General features: G+C 73.7%; 14 protein-coding genes and 1 pseudogene. 7 read left to right on the forward strand and 8 right to left on the reverse strand.

Translation table 11 applies throughout. The features are described from left to right. Nucleotides 1-32 precede the first annotated feature (32 nt). From M1O15_RS08295 to M1O15_RS08305, 3 genes are read left to right on the forward strand one after another with little or no spacing between them, the layout of a single operon-like run. On the forward strand, nt 33-1,460 hold the full coding sequence (locus M1O15_RS08295) for a glycoside hydrolase family 5 protein (protein ID WP_372499398.1): 1,428 nt from the start codon (nt 33-35) through the stop codon (nt 1,458-1,460). 32 nt (nt 1,461-1,492) lie between these two features. Beyond that, nucleotides 1,493-1,702: a helix-turn-helix domain-containing protein gene (locus tag M1O15_RS08300; protein ID WP_248632618.1), complete on the forward strand. Its 210-nt coding sequence runs from the start codon at nt 1,493-1,495 to the stop codon at nt 1,700-1,702. Between the two features lies 1 nt (nt 1,703). Then, on the forward strand, nt 1,704-2,285 hold the full coding sequence (locus M1O15_RS08305) for a Clp protease N-terminal domain-containing protein (protein ID WP_248632619.1): 582 nt from the start codon (nt 1,704-1,706) through the stop codon (nt 2,283-2,285). Nucleotides 2,286-2,298: 13 nt separating this feature from the next. Here M1O15_RS08305 and M1O15_RS31620 read toward each other — a convergent pair whose 3' ends face one another. The 3 genes from M1O15_RS31620 to M1O15_RS08320 form a co-directional block, all read right to left on the reverse strand. After that, nucleotides 2,299-3,687 carry a ricin-type beta-trefoil lectin domain protein gene (locus tag M1O15_RS31620; protein ID WP_248632620.1) on the reverse strand — a complete coding sequence of 463 codons (1,389 nt, stop codon included), beginning with the start codon at nt 3,685-3,687 and terminating at the stop codon, nt 2,299-2,301. Between the two features lie 250 nt (nt 3,688-3,937). Then, nucleotides 3,938-4,915, reverse strand: coding sequence for a PadR family transcriptional regulator (locus M1O15_RS08315; protein WP_248632621.1), 978 nt, complete (start codon nt 4,913-4,915; stop codon nt 3,938-3,940). A gap of 1 nt (nt 4,916) precedes the next feature. After that, nucleotides 4,917-5,780 carry a DUF4097 family beta strand repeat-containing protein gene (locus tag M1O15_RS08320; protein ID WP_248632622.1) on the reverse strand — a complete coding sequence of 288 codons (864 nt, stop codon included), beginning with the start codon at nt 5,778-5,780 and terminating at the stop codon, nt 4,917-4,919. Nucleotides 5,781-5,896: 116 nt separating this feature from the next. Here M1O15_RS08320 and M1O15_RS08325 point away from each other — a divergent pair, with 116 nt between their 5' ends. The 3 genes from M1O15_RS08325 to M1O15_RS08335 all read left to right on the forward strand — a co-directional run bounded on the left by M1O15_RS08325 (nt 5,897) and on the right by M1O15_RS08335 (nt 6,939). Next, nucleotides 5,897-6,079, forward strand: coding sequence for a DUF6104 family protein (locus tag M1O15_RS08325; RefSeq protein ID WP_003961784.1), 183 nt, complete (start codon nt 5,897-5,899; stop codon nt 6,077-6,079). Nucleotides 6,080-6,160: 81 nt separating this feature from the next. Then, nucleotides 6,161-6,373: a DUF6191 domain-containing protein gene (locus M1O15_RS08330; protein WP_248632623.1), complete on the forward strand. Its 213-nt coding sequence runs from the start codon at nt 6,161-6,163 to the stop codon at nt 6,371-6,373. Continuing rightward, entirely contained in the window at nt 6,370-6,939 is a 570-nt protein-coding gene (locus tag M1O15_RS08335) for a DUF1851 domain-containing protein (protein WP_248632624.1), read from the forward strand. Before M1O15_RS08330 ends, M1O15_RS08335 begins: the two co-directional genes overlap by 4 nt. A 76-nt stretch (nt 6,940-7,015) precedes the next feature. Here the strand turns inward: M1O15_RS08335 and M1O15_RS08340 are convergent, their stop codons facing one another. The 4 genes from M1O15_RS08340 to M1O15_RS08355 form a co-directional block, all read right to left on the reverse strand. Beyond that, complete coding sequence (locus tag M1O15_RS08340; RefSeq protein WP_248632625.1) at nt 7,016-10,876, reverse strand: multifunctional oxoglutarate decarboxylase/oxoglutarate dehydrogenase thiamine pyrophosphate-binding subunit/dihydrolipoyllysine-residue succinyltransferase subunit; 3,861 nt, start codon at nt 10,874-10,876, stop codon at nt 7,016-7,018. Between the two features lie 377 nt (nt 10,877-11,253). After that, nucleotides 11,254-12,441 carry a HAMP domain-containing sensor histidine kinase gene (locus M1O15_RS08345; protein ID WP_248632626.1) on the reverse strand — a complete coding sequence of 396 codons (1,188 nt, stop codon included), beginning with the start codon at nt 12,439-12,441 and terminating at the stop codon, nt 11,254-11,256. Next, nucleotides 12,438-13,184: a response regulator transcription factor gene (locus M1O15_RS08350; RefSeq protein WP_248632627.1), complete on the reverse strand. Its 747-nt coding sequence runs from the start codon at nt 13,182-13,184 to the stop codon at nt 12,438-12,440. The genes M1O15_RS08345 and M1O15_RS08350 overlap by 4 nt, the downstream gene beginning before the upstream one ends. 143 nt (nt 13,185-13,327) lie before the next feature. Continuing rightward, nucleotides 13,328-14,047, reverse strand: coding sequence for a spermidine synthase family protein (locus M1O15_RS08355; RefSeq protein WP_248632628.1), 720 nt, complete (start codon nt 14,045-14,047; stop codon nt 13,328-13,330). A 313-nt stretch (nt 14,048-14,360) separates the two neighbouring features. Between M1O15_RS08355 and M1O15_RS31625 the strand changes: the two genes are divergently transcribed. Then, the gene (locus M1O15_RS31625) at nt 14,361-15,260 is read left to right on the forward strand and encodes a rhomboid-like protein (RefSeq protein ID WP_308282255.1); all 900 of its coding nucleotides are present in this window, start codon (nt 14,361-14,363) and stop codon (nt 15,258-15,260) included. A 167-nt stretch (nt 15,261-15,427) separates the two neighbouring features. On the opposite strand, the pseudogene M1O15_RS08360 reads toward M1O15_RS31625, so the two are convergent. Next, nucleotides 15,428-16,618 (reverse strand): annotated as a pseudogene (locus M1O15_RS08360) (MFS transporter); the annotation flags it as partial. Nucleotides 16,619-16,744 lie beyond the last annotated feature (126 nt).

Below are 16,744 nucleotides of genomic sequence, written 5' to 3' on the forward strand. Positions count from 1 at the left end.
GGGATCTCCGGCACCCGAGCCGGAGGTCCCCCGTGCGCCTACTCGCCCCCGCCGCCGCCCTGGCCGCGCTGCTCGCCCTGCTGCCGTCCGCCCCCGCCGCCCCGGCCCCCGTGCCTGTGTCGTCCGCCTCCGCTTCCGCCTCTGCTTCCACCGAGGGCATTCCGCCGCTCACCGACGACCGGGGGCGGGTGCTCACCCTGCGGGGCTGGAACGTCGAGGACAAGTCCGGGCGCGGGGCGGACGCCCTGGCCGCCATCACCGAGAAGCACTTCCGCGACCTGAGGGCCCGCGGCTTCGGCTTCGCCCGGCTGCTGGTCTTCTGGGACGACCTGGAGCCCCGGCGCGGGCGGTACAGCGAGGCGTATCTGCGGAAGATCGACCGCATCCTGGGCTGGGCGCACCGCCACCGGATCCGGGTGCTGATCGACGCCCACCAGGACGTGTTCGGGCCCGCGTTCGGGCACCGGGGGATCCCGGAGTGGGCGACCAGGACCGACGGGCTGCCGTTCACCCCGCGCCCGGACGACTGGTTCTCCGAGTACTTCGAGCCCGCGGTGCAGCGGGCGTTCACCCATCTCTACGAGGACGCCGACCTGCGCCGCGCCCAGGCGGCCATGTGGCGGGTGCTGGCCGGGCGGTTCGGCGGACACCCGGCGGTGCTCGGCTACGACCTGGTCAACGAGCCGATGGGCGAGCTGCGGCCCGGGGAGGAACTGCCGGACGCGGCCCGCCGGATCGAGCGGGAGCAGCTGACCCCGATGTACAACCGGCTGGCGGCGGCAATCCGTTCGGTGGACCGGGGAAGTCGGCTCTTCGTGGAGCCCACGCCGATCGTGGGGGAGGGGGTGCCCACCGGGCTCGGCCGGATCCGGGACCCGAAGGTGGTGTACGCGCCGCACTTCTACGACACCGCGATGGAGGCGGGCGCCGACTACGACCCGGAGGCCGGGTGGATCGAGGCCTATGAGGCCGCGGTGACCGCCTACCCGCGGCGGTACCGGGTGCCGGTGGTGGTGGGGGAGTGGGGCCCGCTGAACAACTCCCTGCCGAACATGGGCCGGTTCTACCGGGACGCGCTCGCCTCGCTGGACCGCTACTCCTCCGGCTGGGCGGGCTATGTCTGGTGCTACGGCGGCGGCTACTGCGCGCTGGACGGCCAGGGGCGCTGGCGTACCCATAAGGAGCAGACGGCCGCGCCGTATGCGGAGGCGGTGGCGGGCCGGGTGCTGGCCGCCGGTCCGGAGAAGGTGCGGTACGTGGCCGGGGACGGCCGCGCGTCCGGGCCGACCGTGCTCTCCCTGCCGCCCGGCCCGACCGGGTGGCGGGTGACCGTGGAGGGCCGCGCCTGGCCGCGTACGGCGGTGGTGGCGCCGGGGAGGTCGGCCCGGGTGCGGGTGGCGGCGGTGCCGGGGGCGAGGGTGGACATCCGCTGGACCGCCCCGCCTGTCAACGAGGGTTGACGCCTTGGAGTGTGTCAACCTACATTGACACCATGACCGAAGCAACGGATCTCGCCGCACGCGCGGGCGACCGGGACCCCCGGATCGGCCTGCGGGCCGTCGCCGCGCTGCGGCGCCTGCTGGAGCAGTTGGAAGCCGTCCAGGTCCGCGGCGCACGCGCGCAGGGCTGGTCGTGGCAGGAGATCGCGGCCGAGCTGGGCGTCAGCCGCCAGGCCGTCCACAAGAAGCACGGGAGGCACTGAGATGTTCGAACGGTTCACCGAGGCGGCCCGTACGGTGGTCAAGGCCGCCGTCGAGCGCGCCGAGCGCGCCGGGGCCGGTTCCGTCACCGAGGAGCACCTGCTGCTCGCCCTGCTGGACCTGGAGGGCACCCCGTCCGCCGCCGCCCTCGACCGGCTGGGGGTCGCCGCCCGGCGGGACCAGGTGGTCGCCGCACTCGCCGAGGCGGCCCGGCGGGCCGGGCTGACCAGGGCGGACGCCGAGGCGCTCGCCGGGCTCGGGATCGACGTGGCCGAGATCGTCTCCCGGGTGGAGGCGGTGCACGGCACCGGGGCGCTGCGCGGTGACCGGCGGGTCCGGCGCCGCCTCGGGGGCGGCGGCCGGCTCACCACCGAGGCCAAGGGCGTCCTGGAACGCTCCCTGCGGGTCGCCCTCGGCCGCGGCGACCGGTACATCGGCGACGAGCACCTGCTGCTCGCCCTCGCCGCCCGTCCCGGTCCGGTCGCCGACGTCCTCGCCGAACAGGGCGCCACCTACGGGGCCCTGGAGCGCGCCCTGGCGAAGGGCGCCGAGGGCGGCGAGCCGGGGGAGGGGGCGGTGGCCTAGCGCCCCCGTCCCCTCAGGTCCTCCACTTCTGGTGGACGCCTCCCCAGCAGTCGTAGAGCCGCAGCCGGGCCACCCCCGGGGCGGTGGAGGCGTCCTCGACCTCCAGGCACCGCCCGGAGGCCGGGTTGTAGACCTGGTCGTACCGGCCGAGCACCCACTTCTGGTGGGATCCGCCGTTGCAGGTGTAGAGCTGCACCGCGGTGCCGTTGGCGGTGCCGCCCCCGGCGGCGTCCAGGCACAGGCCGTTGACCCGGAGGGTGCCGTCCCGGCCCATCGTCCAGTTCTGCGCGCTGCCCCCGTTGCACTCCCAGACGCTCACCACCGCCGGGGAGGTGGTGTCGTTCCCGAAGTCGTCCAGGCACAGCGCCCGGCCCCCGGCCCCCTTCAGCCCGTAGGTGAGCGGCCCCCGGGGCGCCGCGCCGGGGGTGAGGCGCGCGTCCACCTCGCTCACCTCGGTGGTGGTGGCGCTGCCGGTGTTGCTGCTCACCACCTGGACGCCGCGCAGGCGGAAGGCGGAGGCCGGCAGGTTCCGGGGGTTCAGATGGCTCTGGTACTGCTGGAACAGCCGGCTGAAGTCGACGCTCACCGCCTTCCGCGTCGAGTCGGTCAGCTGTTCGGTGTCGCGCACCATGACCCGGCAGCCGCTCGCGGGGCACTCGGTCGCGCCCTTCGGCAGGGTGGACCACATCACGCCGTCGGGCTGCACCGGCCGGAACTTTCCCGGGTCGAAGTGGACCACGGAGATGACATGGGGCCTGCTGGCCCCGTGGTAGCTGTCCTCCAGGATGACGTCGGTGGTGAGCAGGGCCCGCCTCTCGCCGCCCTGGCAGCTGAAGCCGCCGCGCTGGGAGACCTTCGCGCGGTACGAGACGTCCACCCGCCCGTCCGCCATGGTGACCGGCCGGCGGTCGGGGCCGGGCCTCAACTGCGCACCCGAGTAGGTGTAGCTGACGTTGGTCTCCCTGAACCGGCAGAGCGCGGTGGCGTCGTTGGTCATGGTGACCGTCTTGGAAGCGCCGCCGTTCTGCGGGGTCTGCGAGAACGCGTACCCGGGCGACCTCCCCCACTGCCCGCGGCCGTACCCGTAGGTGCCGAGGTCCCAGGTGGGGCGGGTGGGCTCGTTGCGGGTGAACTCCTCGGTCCCGGCGAACGCCCCGCAGCCCCGGCTGCTCACCCGGGCCGGATCGGGGGTTACGTCGCCGTCGGGCGGGTCCTCGACGAGCATCGAGTAGCAGTCGTGCGCGGGGCCGGGGTCGTACAGCAGTGAGACGGGGGCGCTGCCGGCGGCCGCCGCGGGCCGGGCCTGCGGCAGCGGCGCCGGCTGTGCTGACGGCAGCAGCGCGAGGAGCAGGGCCGCCGGCAGCAGGAGGGCGCCGCGGAGGGGGAGGCGTACGGCTTTCACAGAGCGGGCTCCGGTGGGGGGGAGGGGGTGCGGTCTCCCCAAGGTAGGCCGTCCACGGGGGTGTTGCCGATGGTGTTGCCGGTGGCGGGCACATGGCCCGCTCGGTGGTCCCGGGAGCACGTGTGCGACCGGCACCCCTGCTTCCGGGTGCTGCCCGACGATCTGCGGCCGCCACCCCGTCCCGCCTCCGCCGTGCGGGGCGCCGGACAATGCTCACCGTTCGCGCGCGGTGCGGTGGGCGGCCGGCCCGCTACCCGTTCGCGGCCCCGTCCTCCGGCTCCCGCAGCAGGGCGGTGACCCGGGTCGCGGCGGTGGCCAGATGGCGGCGGGCCTCGGCGAGTCGGGCGGAGTCCACGCCGTGGTCGCGGGCGGCGTCCCGTACCTCGTCGCGGAGCCGGTCCAGCAGCCGCTCCAGCGCGCGGGCCGGGTCCTCGGCCGGGTCCGTCGCACCCCACTCGGGTGCGGCGGCCGTGGCGGGGGCGGGCTCGGGGTCCGGCTTGGTGTACGGCGGCCAGGGCGTGGCCGGCGCCCCGGCGAACAGGCCGCCGAGCCGGCCGGCCAGGTCCGACAGGCCGTCGCGGACCCCGGCCGGCCAGGGGCCGCCCGACAGATGCTGCTGCACCTGCTCCTGGACCTGCTGGGCCATCCGCTGCATCTCCCGGCGAGCCCGCTCCTGGGCCTCCTCGGCCTGCTCGCGGGCGCTGCGGGCGTCCTCCCGGGCGCGCCGCGACTCGTCCCGGGCCTGCCGGGTCTGCTCCCGCCACTGCTGCCGGGCCCGGCGCAGCTCGTCCTTCGCCGCCCACCAGGCGTCCCGCTGCTCCTCAGCGCCGCCCTCGGCCGCGTACCGGCTCTCCCCGGCCGCCGCCCGCATCTCCTGGCGCAGCGAACCGGCCGCCCCGCGCACGTCCTCCCGGATCTCCGCGGCCAACTCGGCCACCGAGTCCCGGATCTCCACCTCCAGATCGGCCAGCTCACCGCTGCGGTCGGCCAGTTCGGCGCGCCCCGCGTCGGTGATGGCGTACACCTTGCGACCGCCCTCGGTGGTGTGCCGGACCAGCCCCTCCGCCTCCAGCTTGGCCAGCCGCGGATAGACGGTGCCGGCGGAGGGGGCGTACAGCCCCTGGAAGCGCTCCTCAAGGAGCCGGATGATCTCGTAGCCGTGGCGGGGGGCCTCGTCCAGCAGCTTGAGCAGATACAGCCGCAGGCGGCCATGGGCGAACACGGGCATCTCAGAGCACCTTCCCTTCGGGGGCGTCGGGGTTGTCTGCGGCCGTGGAGGCCTCCGGAGACTCGGGGCGGCGGAGCAGGGCGATGGAGCCGGAGACCGTGGTGGCCTTCAGCGTGCCCCGGCCCGCGCCGAGCCGGCCGGTGATCCGCTTGACGCCCCACTGGCCGTCCACCCGGAGGTCCTCGAACGCGTTGGAGACGCTGCCGCCCGCGGTGGTCGCCTCCACCCGGGCGTCGGCCGGATGCGGCAGCCGGATGGCCACCTCGCCGGAGACCGTGTTCAGCCGTACGTCGCTGGGCGCGTCGGCCGGGTCCAGGTCGACCACCACGGCCCCGCTCACCGACTCGGCCCGTACCGAGGCGCCCGCACCCTCCACCACGGTCAGCCCGCCGGACACCGACCGGAACCGCAGCCCGCCGGTGACCGCCTGCACCTCCACGTCCCCGGACACCGTCTCGGCCCGCACCTCGCCGGAGATCCCGGTCAGGGTGGCCGGGCCGTGCACCCCGCGGACCTCCGCGCTGCCCCGTACCCCGGAGACCACGACCTCCGCCCCGACGTACCCGACCGAGACGGCCGCGTCCGCCGGCACCACCACCGAGACGACGGCGCTGCGCTCCCACTCCTTGCCGCCCAGCCAGGAGAGCAGCCCCTTCCAGGCCAGATCCGGGTACGCGACGGTGAGGACGCCGTCCTCCTGGGTGACCGTGAGGGGCGGGCCCGAGACCCCGGACACCTCCAGCCGCGCGGGCCCCTCCTCCACGCCGACCACGTTGACGGCGCCGTCCACCACGCGTACCCGCAGCTGGGTGACGGGGTCGTCGAAGGTGAGCCGCTCGGGCTCGCTGACCGACCATTCCGGCATGGCGCCTCCTCGGCTTGCAACGCAACATATCGCGTTCTCCGATGAATACGATATATCGCGGACCGGAGGCGTCAAGAGAGCCGAGTGCCGTGCGGGCCGCTCGCTAGGCTGTACGCATGTACTTCACGGACCGTGGCATCGAGGAACTGGAGAAGCGGCGCGGCGAGGAGGAGGTCACCTTCGAGTGGCTGGCCGAGCAGCTGCGCACCTTCGTCGATCTGAACCCGGACTTCGAGGTCCCGGTCGAGCGGCTCGCCACCTGGCTGGCCCGGCTGGACGACGAGGACGAGGACGAGTAGCGCCCGCAGCGCCCGGAGCGCGGTGCCGCACCATGGAGGGGCCGCCCGGTGCGGGCGGGGGCCGGCCAGAAGGAGACGACCATGTTCGGCAGCGCCCTGAACGAGCTGTTCGCCCCGGGCCGGCGCCACACCGAGGAGGAGAAGCGCCGCCAGGAGATCACCCTGGACGAGGCCGGTGACGCCGACCCCGGACGGGGCCCGATAGACCTCGGCAGCGGGGTCGTCGTCATCCGGGTGCCGGGCGCCCGGTCGCGCGAAGGCGCGGAGGGGGCCGGGGAGAGGGGCGGGGAGTGACGCTGGAGGTCCTGCTGCGGCGGTTCCCGGTGACGGACACCGTGGCGGACGACGTCCCCGAGGAGGGTGACGGGCTGTTCGGCGAGGTGGCGGGGAAGACCCTGGCGGAGGGGCTGCTGCGGTTCCACACGCCCGCCTCCGCCCGTGTCTCCTACGCGGCCTGCGCCCGACTCGTGGCGGGGATCGAGGGATGCTACGTCCCGTTCGCCTTCGACTGGTCGGGGCGCGAGCTGCTGGCCGGCGCGGACGATGTCGTGGTGGTCGACCCGGCGAGGGGCACGGCCCTGTCCACGGGGCTGGACCCGGACGGCTTCCTCGCGGCGGGCGTCGAGGACCGGCTGGGAGCCGGCGCCTTCCGGGAGTGGCGGGAGGCCTATCCGGGTGACCCCGACCCGCTGGCCTTCGACGAGGTCGTGGGCTACCGGGTGCCCCTGCTGCTCGGCGGCGAGGACGCCGTGGCCAACCGGGAGCGCACCGGCCGGCGGGACTACTTCGACAACTGCGCCGCCATCGCCCGCCAGGTGCGCAGGCTGCCCGAAGGGACCGTGATCAGCACTCCGGCCTGAGCCGCGTGTGAAGCGGCACAACGGAGCGCCCCCTGCCGGACGGTGTCCGGCAGGGGGCGCTCCTACGCGTCAGGCCCTACGCGTCGAACACCTCGGCGACCAGCTGCGCCTGCTCGGCCTGGTGGCGCTTGGCGGAGCCGACGGCCGGGGACGAGCTGTGCGGGCGCGAGATGCGGCGCAGGCGCTCGCCGTGCGGGATGTCCGCGCCGACGGCCAGGTCCAGGTGGTCGATCAGGTTGAGCGCGATGAACGGCCAGGCACCCTGGTTGGCCGGCTCCTCCTGGGCCCAGAGGTACTTCTCCGCGTTCGGGTACTTGGAGATCTCGGCCTGGAGCTCCGCGCCGGGGAGCGGGTAGAGCCGCTCGACGCGGATGATGGCGGTGCTGGTGTCGCCCCGCTTCTGGCGCTCGGCCTCCAGGTCGTAGTAGACCTTGCCGGCGCAGAAGACGACCTTGCGGACCGCGTCCGCGGTCACCGACTCGTCACCGATCACCGGGCGGAAGCCGCCGGTGGTGAACTCCTCCGCCTTGGAGGCCGCGGCCTTCAGCCGGAGCATCGACTTCGGGGTGAAGACCACCAGCGGCTTGTGGTGCGGGTTGTGCACCTGCCACCGCAGCAGGTGGAAGTAGTTGGACGGGAGGGTCGGCATGGCGACCGTCATGTTGTTCTGCGCGCACATCTGGAGGAAGCGCTCGGGACGGGCCGAGGAGTGGTCCGGGCCCTGGCCCTCGTAGCCGTGCGGCAGCAGCAGGGTGACGCCGGAGGTCTGCGCCCACTTCTGCTCGGCGGAGGAGATGAACTCGTCCACCACCGTCTGGGCGCCGTTGACGAAGTCGCCGAACTGCGCCTCCCACATCACCAGGGCGTCCGGGCGGGCCAGCGAGTAGCCGTACTCGAAGCCCATCGCCGCGTACTCGCTGAGCAGCGAGTCGTAGACGTTGTAGCGGGCCTGGTCCTCGGCGAGGTACTGGAGGGGGGTGTAGTCCTCGCCCGTCTCCTGGTCGACCAGGACCGCGTGGCGCTGGCCGAAGGTGCCTCGGCGGGTGTCCTGTCCGGACAGCCGCACCGGGACGCCCTCCATCAGCAGCGCGCCGATGGCCAGGGTCTCGCCCATGCCCCAGTCGATGGTGCCGTCGTCCACCGAGGCGGCACGGCGCTGGAGCTGCGGCATCAGCCGCGGGTGGACCTTGACCCGGTCCGGGACGTTCACCTGGGACTGGGCGATCTGCTTGACGACCTCGGCGGAGACCCCGGTGCTGACCGAGACCGGGAACTCGGCCTGGGCGTCCGGCACATGGGCCGGGCCGGGCTGCGAGGTGGCCTCGCGGACCTCGGCGAACACCTTCTCCAGCTGCCCCTGGAAGTCCTGGAGCGCCTGCTCCGCCTCCTCCAGGGTGATGTCGCCGCGGCCGATCAGCGACTCGGTGTAGAGCTTGCGCACCGAGCGCTTCTTGTCGATCAGGCTGTACATCTGCGGGTTGGTGAACTGCGGGTTGTCGCCCTCGTTGTGACCGCGGCGGCGGTAGCAGATGAGGTCGATCACCACGTCCTTGTTGAACGTCTGGCGGAACTCGAAGGCCAGCCGCGCGACCCGGACCACGGCCTCGGGGTCGTCGCCGTTCACATGGAAGATCGGCGCCTCGATCATGCGGGCCACGTCGGTGGCGTACATCGAGGAGCGCGAGGACTCCGGGGCGGCGGTGAAGCCGACCTGGTTGTTGATGACGATGTGCACGGTGCCGCCGGTGCGGTAGCCGCGCAGCTGCGACATGTTGAGCGTCTCGGCCACCACGCCCTGGCCCGCGAAGGCCGCGTCGCCGTGCAGGGCGACCGGGAGCACGGTGAAGTCGGTGCCGCCCTTGTTGACGACGTCCTGCTTGGCGCGGACGACACCCTCCAGGACCGGGTCGACCGCCTCCAGGTGCGAGGGGTTGGCGACCAGCGAGACCTTGATCTGCTCGCCGTCCAGGCCGGTGAAGGTGCCGTCGGCGCCCAGGTGGTACTTGACGTCGCCGGAGCCGTGCATCGACTTCGGGTCGAGGTTGCCCTCGAACTCGCGGAAGATCTGCGCGTACGACTTGCCGACGATGTTCGCCAGCACGTTCAGCCGGCCGCGGTGGGCCATGCCGATGACGACCTCGTCCAGCCGGGACTCGGCGGCGGAGTCGATGACCGCGTCCAGCAGCGGGATGACGGACTCGCCGCCCTCCAGCGAGAAGCGCTTCTGGCCGACGTACTTGGTCTGCAGGAAGGTCTCGAACGCCTCGGCCGCGTTGAGCCGGCGCAGGATGCGCAGCTGCTCCTCGCGCTCGGGCTTGGAGTGCGGGCGCTCGACGCGGTCCTGGATCCACTTGCGCTGCTTGGGATCCTGGATGTGCATGAACTCGATGCCGGTGGTGCGGCAGTACGAGTCGCGCAGCACACCGAGGATGTCGCGCAGCTTCATCATGGACTTGCCGCCGAAGCCGCCGACCGCGAACTCCCGCTCCAGGTCCCACAGGGTGAGGCCGTGCTCGGTGATGTCCAGGTCGGGGTGCTTGCGCTGGCGGTACTCCAGCGGGTCGGTGTCGGCCATGACGTGGCCGCGGACCCGGTAGGAGTGGATCAGCTCGAAGACCCGCGCGGCCTTGGTGACGTCGTCGTCGTGCGAGGCGTCGATGTCCTTGAGCCAGCGCACCGGCTCGTAGGGGATCCGCAGCGACTTGAAGATGTCGTCGTAGAAACCGTCCTCGCCCAGGAGGAGGTTGGCCACGATCCGCAGGAACTCGCCGGAGGCGGCGCCCTGGATGACCCGGTGGTCGTAGGTCGAGGTGAGCGTCATCACCTTGGAGATGCCCAGCTTGTTCAGGGTGTCCTGGGAGGTGCCCTGGAACTCGGCCGGGTAGTCCATGGAGCCGACGCCCATGATGACGGACTGACCGGGCATCAGCCGCGGCACCGAGTGGACGGTGCCCAGGCCGCCGGGGTTGGTCAGGGAGACCGTGACCCCGGTGAAGTCCTCCATGGTCAGCTTGTTGTTCCGGGCGCGGCGGACGATGTCCTCGTACGCCTGCCAGAACTCGAAGAAGCCCAGGGTCTCGGCCTTCTTGATGCCGGCCACCACCAGCTGGCGCTCGCCGTTGGGCTTCACCAGGTCGATGGCGAGGCCGAAGTTGATGTGCTCCGGCTTGACCAGGGTGGGCTTGCCGTCCTTCACCGCGAAGGAGTTGTTCATCGACGGCATGGCCTTGATGGCCTGCACCATCGCGTACCCGATGAGGTGGGTGAAGGAGATCTTCCCGCCGCGGGCCCGCTTGAGGTGGTTGTTGATGACGATGCGGTTGTCGAACAGCAGCTTCACCGGGACGGCGCGGACCGAGGTGGCGGTCGGCAGCTCCAGCGAGGCGCTCATGTTCTTGGCGACCGCGGCGGAGGGCCCGCGCAGGGTCACGAACTCGGGACCGGCCGGCGCCTCGGTGGACTCCTGCGCCTGCTGGGCCTTCGGCTTCGCGGGAGCGGCGGCCTTGGGCTGCGCGGCCTTTGGCTGCTCGGCCTGCGGCTTGGCGGCGGGGGCGGCGGCCTGCGCCTGCGCCGGCTTGGCCTGCGCGGGCTGGGCGGCGGGCGCCGGGGCGGCCTGGGGGGCGGCGGCCTGCGCCTGGGCGGGCTGCGCGCCGGCCGGCTGTGCGGCGGCCGGTGCGGGCACCTGGCCCTGGGCGGGCTGGGCGGCGGAGGCTCCCGACGGGGCCTCGGCGGGCTTGTCCGCCGCGTCGGCGGCGCCCGGCTTGTAGTCGGCGAAGAAGTCCCACCAGGCGCGATCGACCGAATTCGGGTCCTGGAGGTACTGCTGGTAGATCTCGTCGACGAGCCACTCGTTGGCACCGAACGCGGCGGCAGGGTTCTGGCCCTGGCCGTCTTGGTCGGTCGATGTGCTCGCATTACTGGGGGACTGAGACGACACGGCGGTAACCGCCCTCTTCCGCTTCGCAAGGTGATGGACAGCGGAAATAAAGGCTACGCCTCCCCGGCCCGGACGTGCAGGCCGGGCATCGTCATCGTCGTGTAGATCACATCGTGAGACGTGTTTCACGGCGATGAAGGGCGGGAAACAAGCGTGGTTCGACCGGAAACGGGTAGGAGGGCGCCTCGCCGCGGCCCCCGGCGATCCGGAGCGCGGCCACCTTCCCGCGGCACACAACCGCTGGTCAGGGCCCCGTCGCGTGGGCTCCGACCGACGGCGGCAACCGGAACCGCGGCTACCGACCCTACGTCAACCCCGCCCGCCTCCGGACCACCCGCGCACACCCGATCGTCAAGGCCGGGGGTCAACCTTCACCGTCAACCGCGCTGCTGCGGAATTCCCGGGAGGGTGACGCGGATCCGGCAGCCGCGCACCGACTCGGCCACCCCGATCCGGCCGCCGTGCAGATCCACCGCCCAGCGCGCGATGGCCAGCCCCAGTCCCGTGCCGCCGTCGCTGCCCGGGCCGTGCGGGGAGGGCACACCGCCCCGGTTGAACCGCTCGAAGACCTTGTGCCACTCCGACTGCGGGATGCCCGGCCCCTCGTCCTGGACCTCCAGGGTCAGCGACTCCGGCAGCGCCCCGCGCCGCGCCCGCACCGTGACCCGGCCGTGCGGCGGGGAGTGCTTGACCGCGTTGTCGATCAGGTTGGCGACCACCTGGTGCAGCCGCTCCGCGTCCGCGTGCGCGGTCAGCTCCGGCGGGGAGACGTCCAGATGCAGATGGACGTCGGTACGGGTGTGGTGGCCCGAGCCGGAACTCAGCCGGCGCTGGGCGGCGGCCAGGTTCGCCTCCTTCAGCACCCCGGACAGATACGGCCACACCTCGAAGCGGCCGGCCCGCAGCGGCACCACCCCGTTGTCCAGCCGGGACAGGTCCAGCAGCGTCTCCACCAGCCGGCCCAGCCGCTCGGTCTGCTTCAGCGCGGTCCGCATGGTCTCCGGATCGGCCGCCGAGACGCCGTCCACCACGTTCTCCAGCACCGCGCGCAGCGCCGCGATGGGGGTGCGCAGCTCATGGGAGACGTTGGCCACCAGCTCCTTGCGGTTGCGGTCCACCGACTCCAGGTCGTCCGCCATCCGGTTGATGGTGGAGGCCAGGTCGCCCAGCTCGTCCCGGCGGTCCGCGCCCCGCACCCGGCAGGTGTAGTCGCCGTGCGAGATGGCCCCGGCCACCCGGTTCATCTCGTCCAGCGGCGCGGTCAGCCCGTGCGCCACGAACTGGGTGATCAGCAGCGTGGCGATCACCGAGAAGACGGTGATGAAGCGCAGCTCGGTCTCGGTGCGCAGGGCCACCATCAGCAGCCCGGTGGTGATGAAGACCGAGACCACCACCAGGGTGCCCAGCTTGGTCTTGATCGACACCGGGACCGTGCCCAGCCGCGACCACCCCGGCAGGGACGGCGCCGAACGCTCCCCGGTCCTGCCCCGGCGCGGGGTGCGCGCACGGGGGCGGGCCTGCCCGGGCACCCCGTCCGCCGCCTGGCGCCCCCCGGTCCCGCTCATGGCGCGGGCGTCTCCAGCGCGTAGCCGACCCCGTGCACCGTGCGGATGCGCTCGGCGCCGATCTTCCGGCGCAGCGCCTTGATGTGGCTGTCCACGGTCCGGGTGCCGGAGGCGTCCGCCCAGTCCCACACCTCGGCCAGCAGCTGCTCGCGGGAGAGCACCGCGCGGGGGGTGTTGGCCAGGCAGACCAGCAGGTCGAACTCGGTCGGCGTCAGATGCACGTCCTCACCGCGCACCCGCACCCGCCGCTGGGCGTGGTCCACCTCCAGCTCGCCCAGGCGCAGGATGCCGCTGCGCGGGGCGGCCGCGGCCTGCGCGGCCCGCTCGATCCGCCGCAGCAGCACATGGACCCGGGCCGCCAGCTCCCGCATCGAGAACGGCTTGGTCATGTAGTCGTCCGCGCCCACTCCGAGACCGACCAGCATGTCCGTCTCGTCGTCGCGGGCGGTGAGCATCAGCACCGGCACCGGCCGCTGCGCCTGGACCCGGCGGCAGACCTCCAGACCGTCGAAGCCCGGCAGCATCACGTCCAGCACCATCAGGTCCGGCTGCCACGCCTCGGCCGCCTCCACCGCCGCCGGCCCGTCGGTCGCCGTCTGCACCTGGAAGCCCTCGGCGCGCAGCCGGGCGGAGATCGCCTCCACGATGGTGCTGTCGTCCTCGACGACCAGCACACGGCGCTGGGTGCCCGGTGTGGCCGCCCCGGCCGCCGTGCCGTTCGGACTGGTGTGTGTCTGCTCCATCGCCCCGCCCCTGTCGCGTCCTGCGCGAGCGTGTAGTTCCGTGCCGTACCCGGACAGCGCCGCTGAGTCCGACGGCACCACTGGCGACGGGTGCCGTCGGCGGCTGCCCGGTCAGCAGCGTAAAGGCACCGACCGCGTCCCGGCTACGCAGGGCGAACGGCGAGGTGGACGACGTCCGGTACGCCCCGGGCAACGGGGATCTCTTCGGTCCGTACCCCGCTGAAACCGGCATTCCGCAAGGAGTCTTCGAAATCGCCGGACGGCCGGGCGGACCACACGGCGAGCACCCCGCCCGGGTTGAGCCGGGCCGCGCAGGCGGCCAGACCGGCGGGCGAGTAGAGGGAGCCGTTGTCCTCGGTGACGGTCCAGTCCGGCCCGTTGTCGACGTCCAGGCAGAGCGCGTCATAGGTGTCCGGGGCGTCCAGGACATGGGCCACCAGGTCCTCGTGGAGCAGCACCGTGCGCGGGTCCGCGAGCGCCTCCGAGGTGATCCGGGAGAGCGGCCCCTCGCGGTGCCAGTCGATGACCGCCTTCTCCCGCTCCACCACCGCGATCCGGCCCCAGCAGGCGTCCGCGGCGGCCCGCGCCAGCGAGAACCCGACGCCCAACCCCCCGATGAGCAGCGTCGGATGGGCCCGGGTGCCGAGCGCGTCGCGCGCCGCGTCGACCAGCAGGCGCTCGGACCGCCCGTCGGAGGTGTCCATCAGGAACGTGCCGTTGGCGATGATCTCGAAGAGCTCGCCGCGCTGCCGCAGCACCACCTCGCCGTAGGGGCCCTCGCGCCGGTCGAGCGTCACCGGGGGGTCCTGCGTCACGGGTGGGTCGTACGTGGCGAGCGGTTTCGCCGGGGTCGTCTCAGCCATGTGCCGAGCGTAACCAGCCGTACGGGGGTGGTGGTTGACCCTTTTCTGGCCCGGGCCGGAAACGTGGCACCGTGAGGAAGGCCACAGGGGGATGGCCCGCCCCGGCGGGATGTGACGTAGATCATCACCGTCGGCAGGCATGGACCCGGGCCCGGGGGCAGGCTCCCGCCCGGCGGACCGTGCGGGGCCCGCCGGATCGAAGGGCGGCCACGCGGTGGAGCGGTTGCGGACGCGCGGTACGGGCGGTGGGGCCGTGCCGTATCCGGTCGCGCCCGCCCCGCCTCCCGGTACGGGCCACGCGCCCCTGGCGCGGATGGCTGCCGGGCCGCGCCGGGTGGTCCGGCTGCTGCCGACGCCGACCGGGACGCCGTTCACCTTCGGCTGTCTGCTGGTCCTGGTGCTCAGCTCGCTGTTCGCCCGGTACGGCGAGGCCGGCACCGTCGGCCGGCTGCTCCAGGCCTCCGGTCCGGACGCCGCCCAACTGGCCCGTACGCCGGTGCGGGTGCTGCTCGCCGGCGTGCCGCGGCTGCCGGGCGGGCCGTTCTCGCCGTACGCCGTGGGGCTGGTCGCCGTGCTCACCGCGCTGGAGCGGCGGATCGGCGCCTGGCGGACGGCCGCCGTCTTCGTGCTGGGGCATGTGGTGGCGACGCTGGCCACCGAGATCCCGGTCGGGCTCTCCGTACTCGCCGGGCACCTGCACAGCAGCTCGCTGCACCGGTTGGACTACGGGGTGGGCTTCGGCCTGCTCGCCGTGCTGGGCGCCCTGGCCGGGCTGCTCGGCCCGCTGGCCCGGGTGCTGGTGCTCGGCTGGGTGGCGGTGCTGCTCGCCCAGGACCTGGTGGCGTACACCGACCCGCTCACCGCCTGGGGCCACCCGCTGGCGCTGCTGGTGGGCCTGGCCTGCCGCCCGCTGGTCCGCCGGGCGGCACCGCGGCGGACGGTGCCGGGACGGGCGGCGGTACGGGGCCCGGCGACCGCGACCGCGGCCATGGCGGCGGCCGCGACCGTGGCGGTGCCGCGTCAGCGCGAGAGAGGCCGTCCGGGCCCGGTGCCCTCGGCCCGTCCGGCCTTCCCGGCGCGGTGGCGCAGCAGGAAGGCCACGGCGAGGGCGGCGAGCACCGCGGCCGCGGCACCGGTGAGCAGGGCCAGCCGCATTCCGGAGACGAACGCGTCCCGGGCGCGGGCGATCAGCGCCGGGTCGCCGAGCGCGTAGGCGGCGGCCAGCGAGGAGCGCGCGGTCGCGGCCACCGGGGCGGGCAGCCCGGAGACGACCAGATCGGTGCGGTACGTGGAGGCCAGCACGCTGCTCAGTACGGCGATGCCCAGGGCGCTGCCCAGCTCTCGGGAGAGGTCGTTGACGGCGGAGCCCACGTTCTGCAGCCGGGCCGGGAGGGTGTCGGTGATGGCGGCGGTGGCCGGGGTCATCGCCAGCCCCATCCCCACGCCGAGCGGCAGCAGCCCGGCCGGCAGGTGCCCGTAGGCGCTGTCCGCGTCGAGCAGGGCGAGGACCGCCAGGCCCGCGGCGACCGCCAGCAGCCCGAGGACCCAGGGGCCGCGGGCGCCGTAGCGGGCGGTCAGCACGGGGGAGAGGCGGGTGCTGGGGATCATCACCGCGGCCATCGGCAGCACGCTCACCGCCGCCACCAGGGCGCTGTCGCCGCGCACCAGCTGGAGGTACTGCATCAGCACGAAGGTGAAGCCGAAGAAGCCGAAGAACTCCAGGGCCACCGAGAGCGCCCCGGCGGAGAGGTGCGGGTGCCGGAACAGCCGCGGGTCGAGCAGCGGGTCCGCCCGGCGCAGCTCCCAGACGACGAAGCCGGCCAGCACGACCAGGCCGATCCCGATGCCGGCCAGGGTGCGCGGGGCGCCCCAGCCGTGGTCGGGGGCCTCGATGACGGAGTAGACGAGGGCACCGAGACCGGCCACCGTGAGGGCCGCCCCGACCAGGTCGATCCGGCGCCGGCCCGGTTCGGCCGACTCCGGCACCACGGCGAGGGTGCCGGCCAGCGCGATACCGGCCAGCACCACGTTGAGCCAGAACACCGACCGCCAGGACCAGGCCTCCAGCGCCGCCCCGGCGGCCAGCAGCCCGATCACCGCGCCGGCGCCCGCGACGGCCGCCCAGACGCTCACCGCCCGCGCCCGCTGCTCCCGGGGGAAGGTGCTGGTGATGGTCGACAGGGTGGCCGGCATGACGAACGCGGCGGCCAGCCCCATGACCGCGCGCAGGGCGATCAGCGCCCCGGGGTGGGTGGTGAAGGTCGCCGCCAGCGAGGCCGCGGCGAACAGGGTGAGCCCGCCCAGCAGGGCTCGGCGGCGGCCGAACCGGTCGCCCAGCGTCCCGGCGAACAGCAGCAGCGAGGCGAAGACCAGGCTGTAGGCGGCGATGATCCAGGACAGGTCCGTCTGGCCGGCGTGGGTCTCCCGCGCGATGTCCGGCAGCGCCACGTTCAGCGAGGCCATGGCCGCGACGACGGTGGCGAGCGCCAGGCAGGTCACCGACAGCACCGCGCCGTGCCGCACCGGCCGTTCCGTACGCGCCCCACCCGGGGCGGCGGCAGCAGGATCCATGAGGGCTCCCGGGGTCGAGTGCGGCCCTTCTCCCCACTGTCACCCCAGGGGAGGGGCGGCGCTCGCCGCGCAGGCGGTCCGAAGGCGCCTCGCCACCGTGCGGGAAGTCCTTGATCGCTCAGAGCG

This window comes from Streptomyces lichenis (assembly GCF_023218175.1).
Lineage (GTDB): Bacteria > Actinomycetota > Actinomycetes > Streptomycetales > Streptomycetaceae > Streptomyces > Streptomyces lichenis.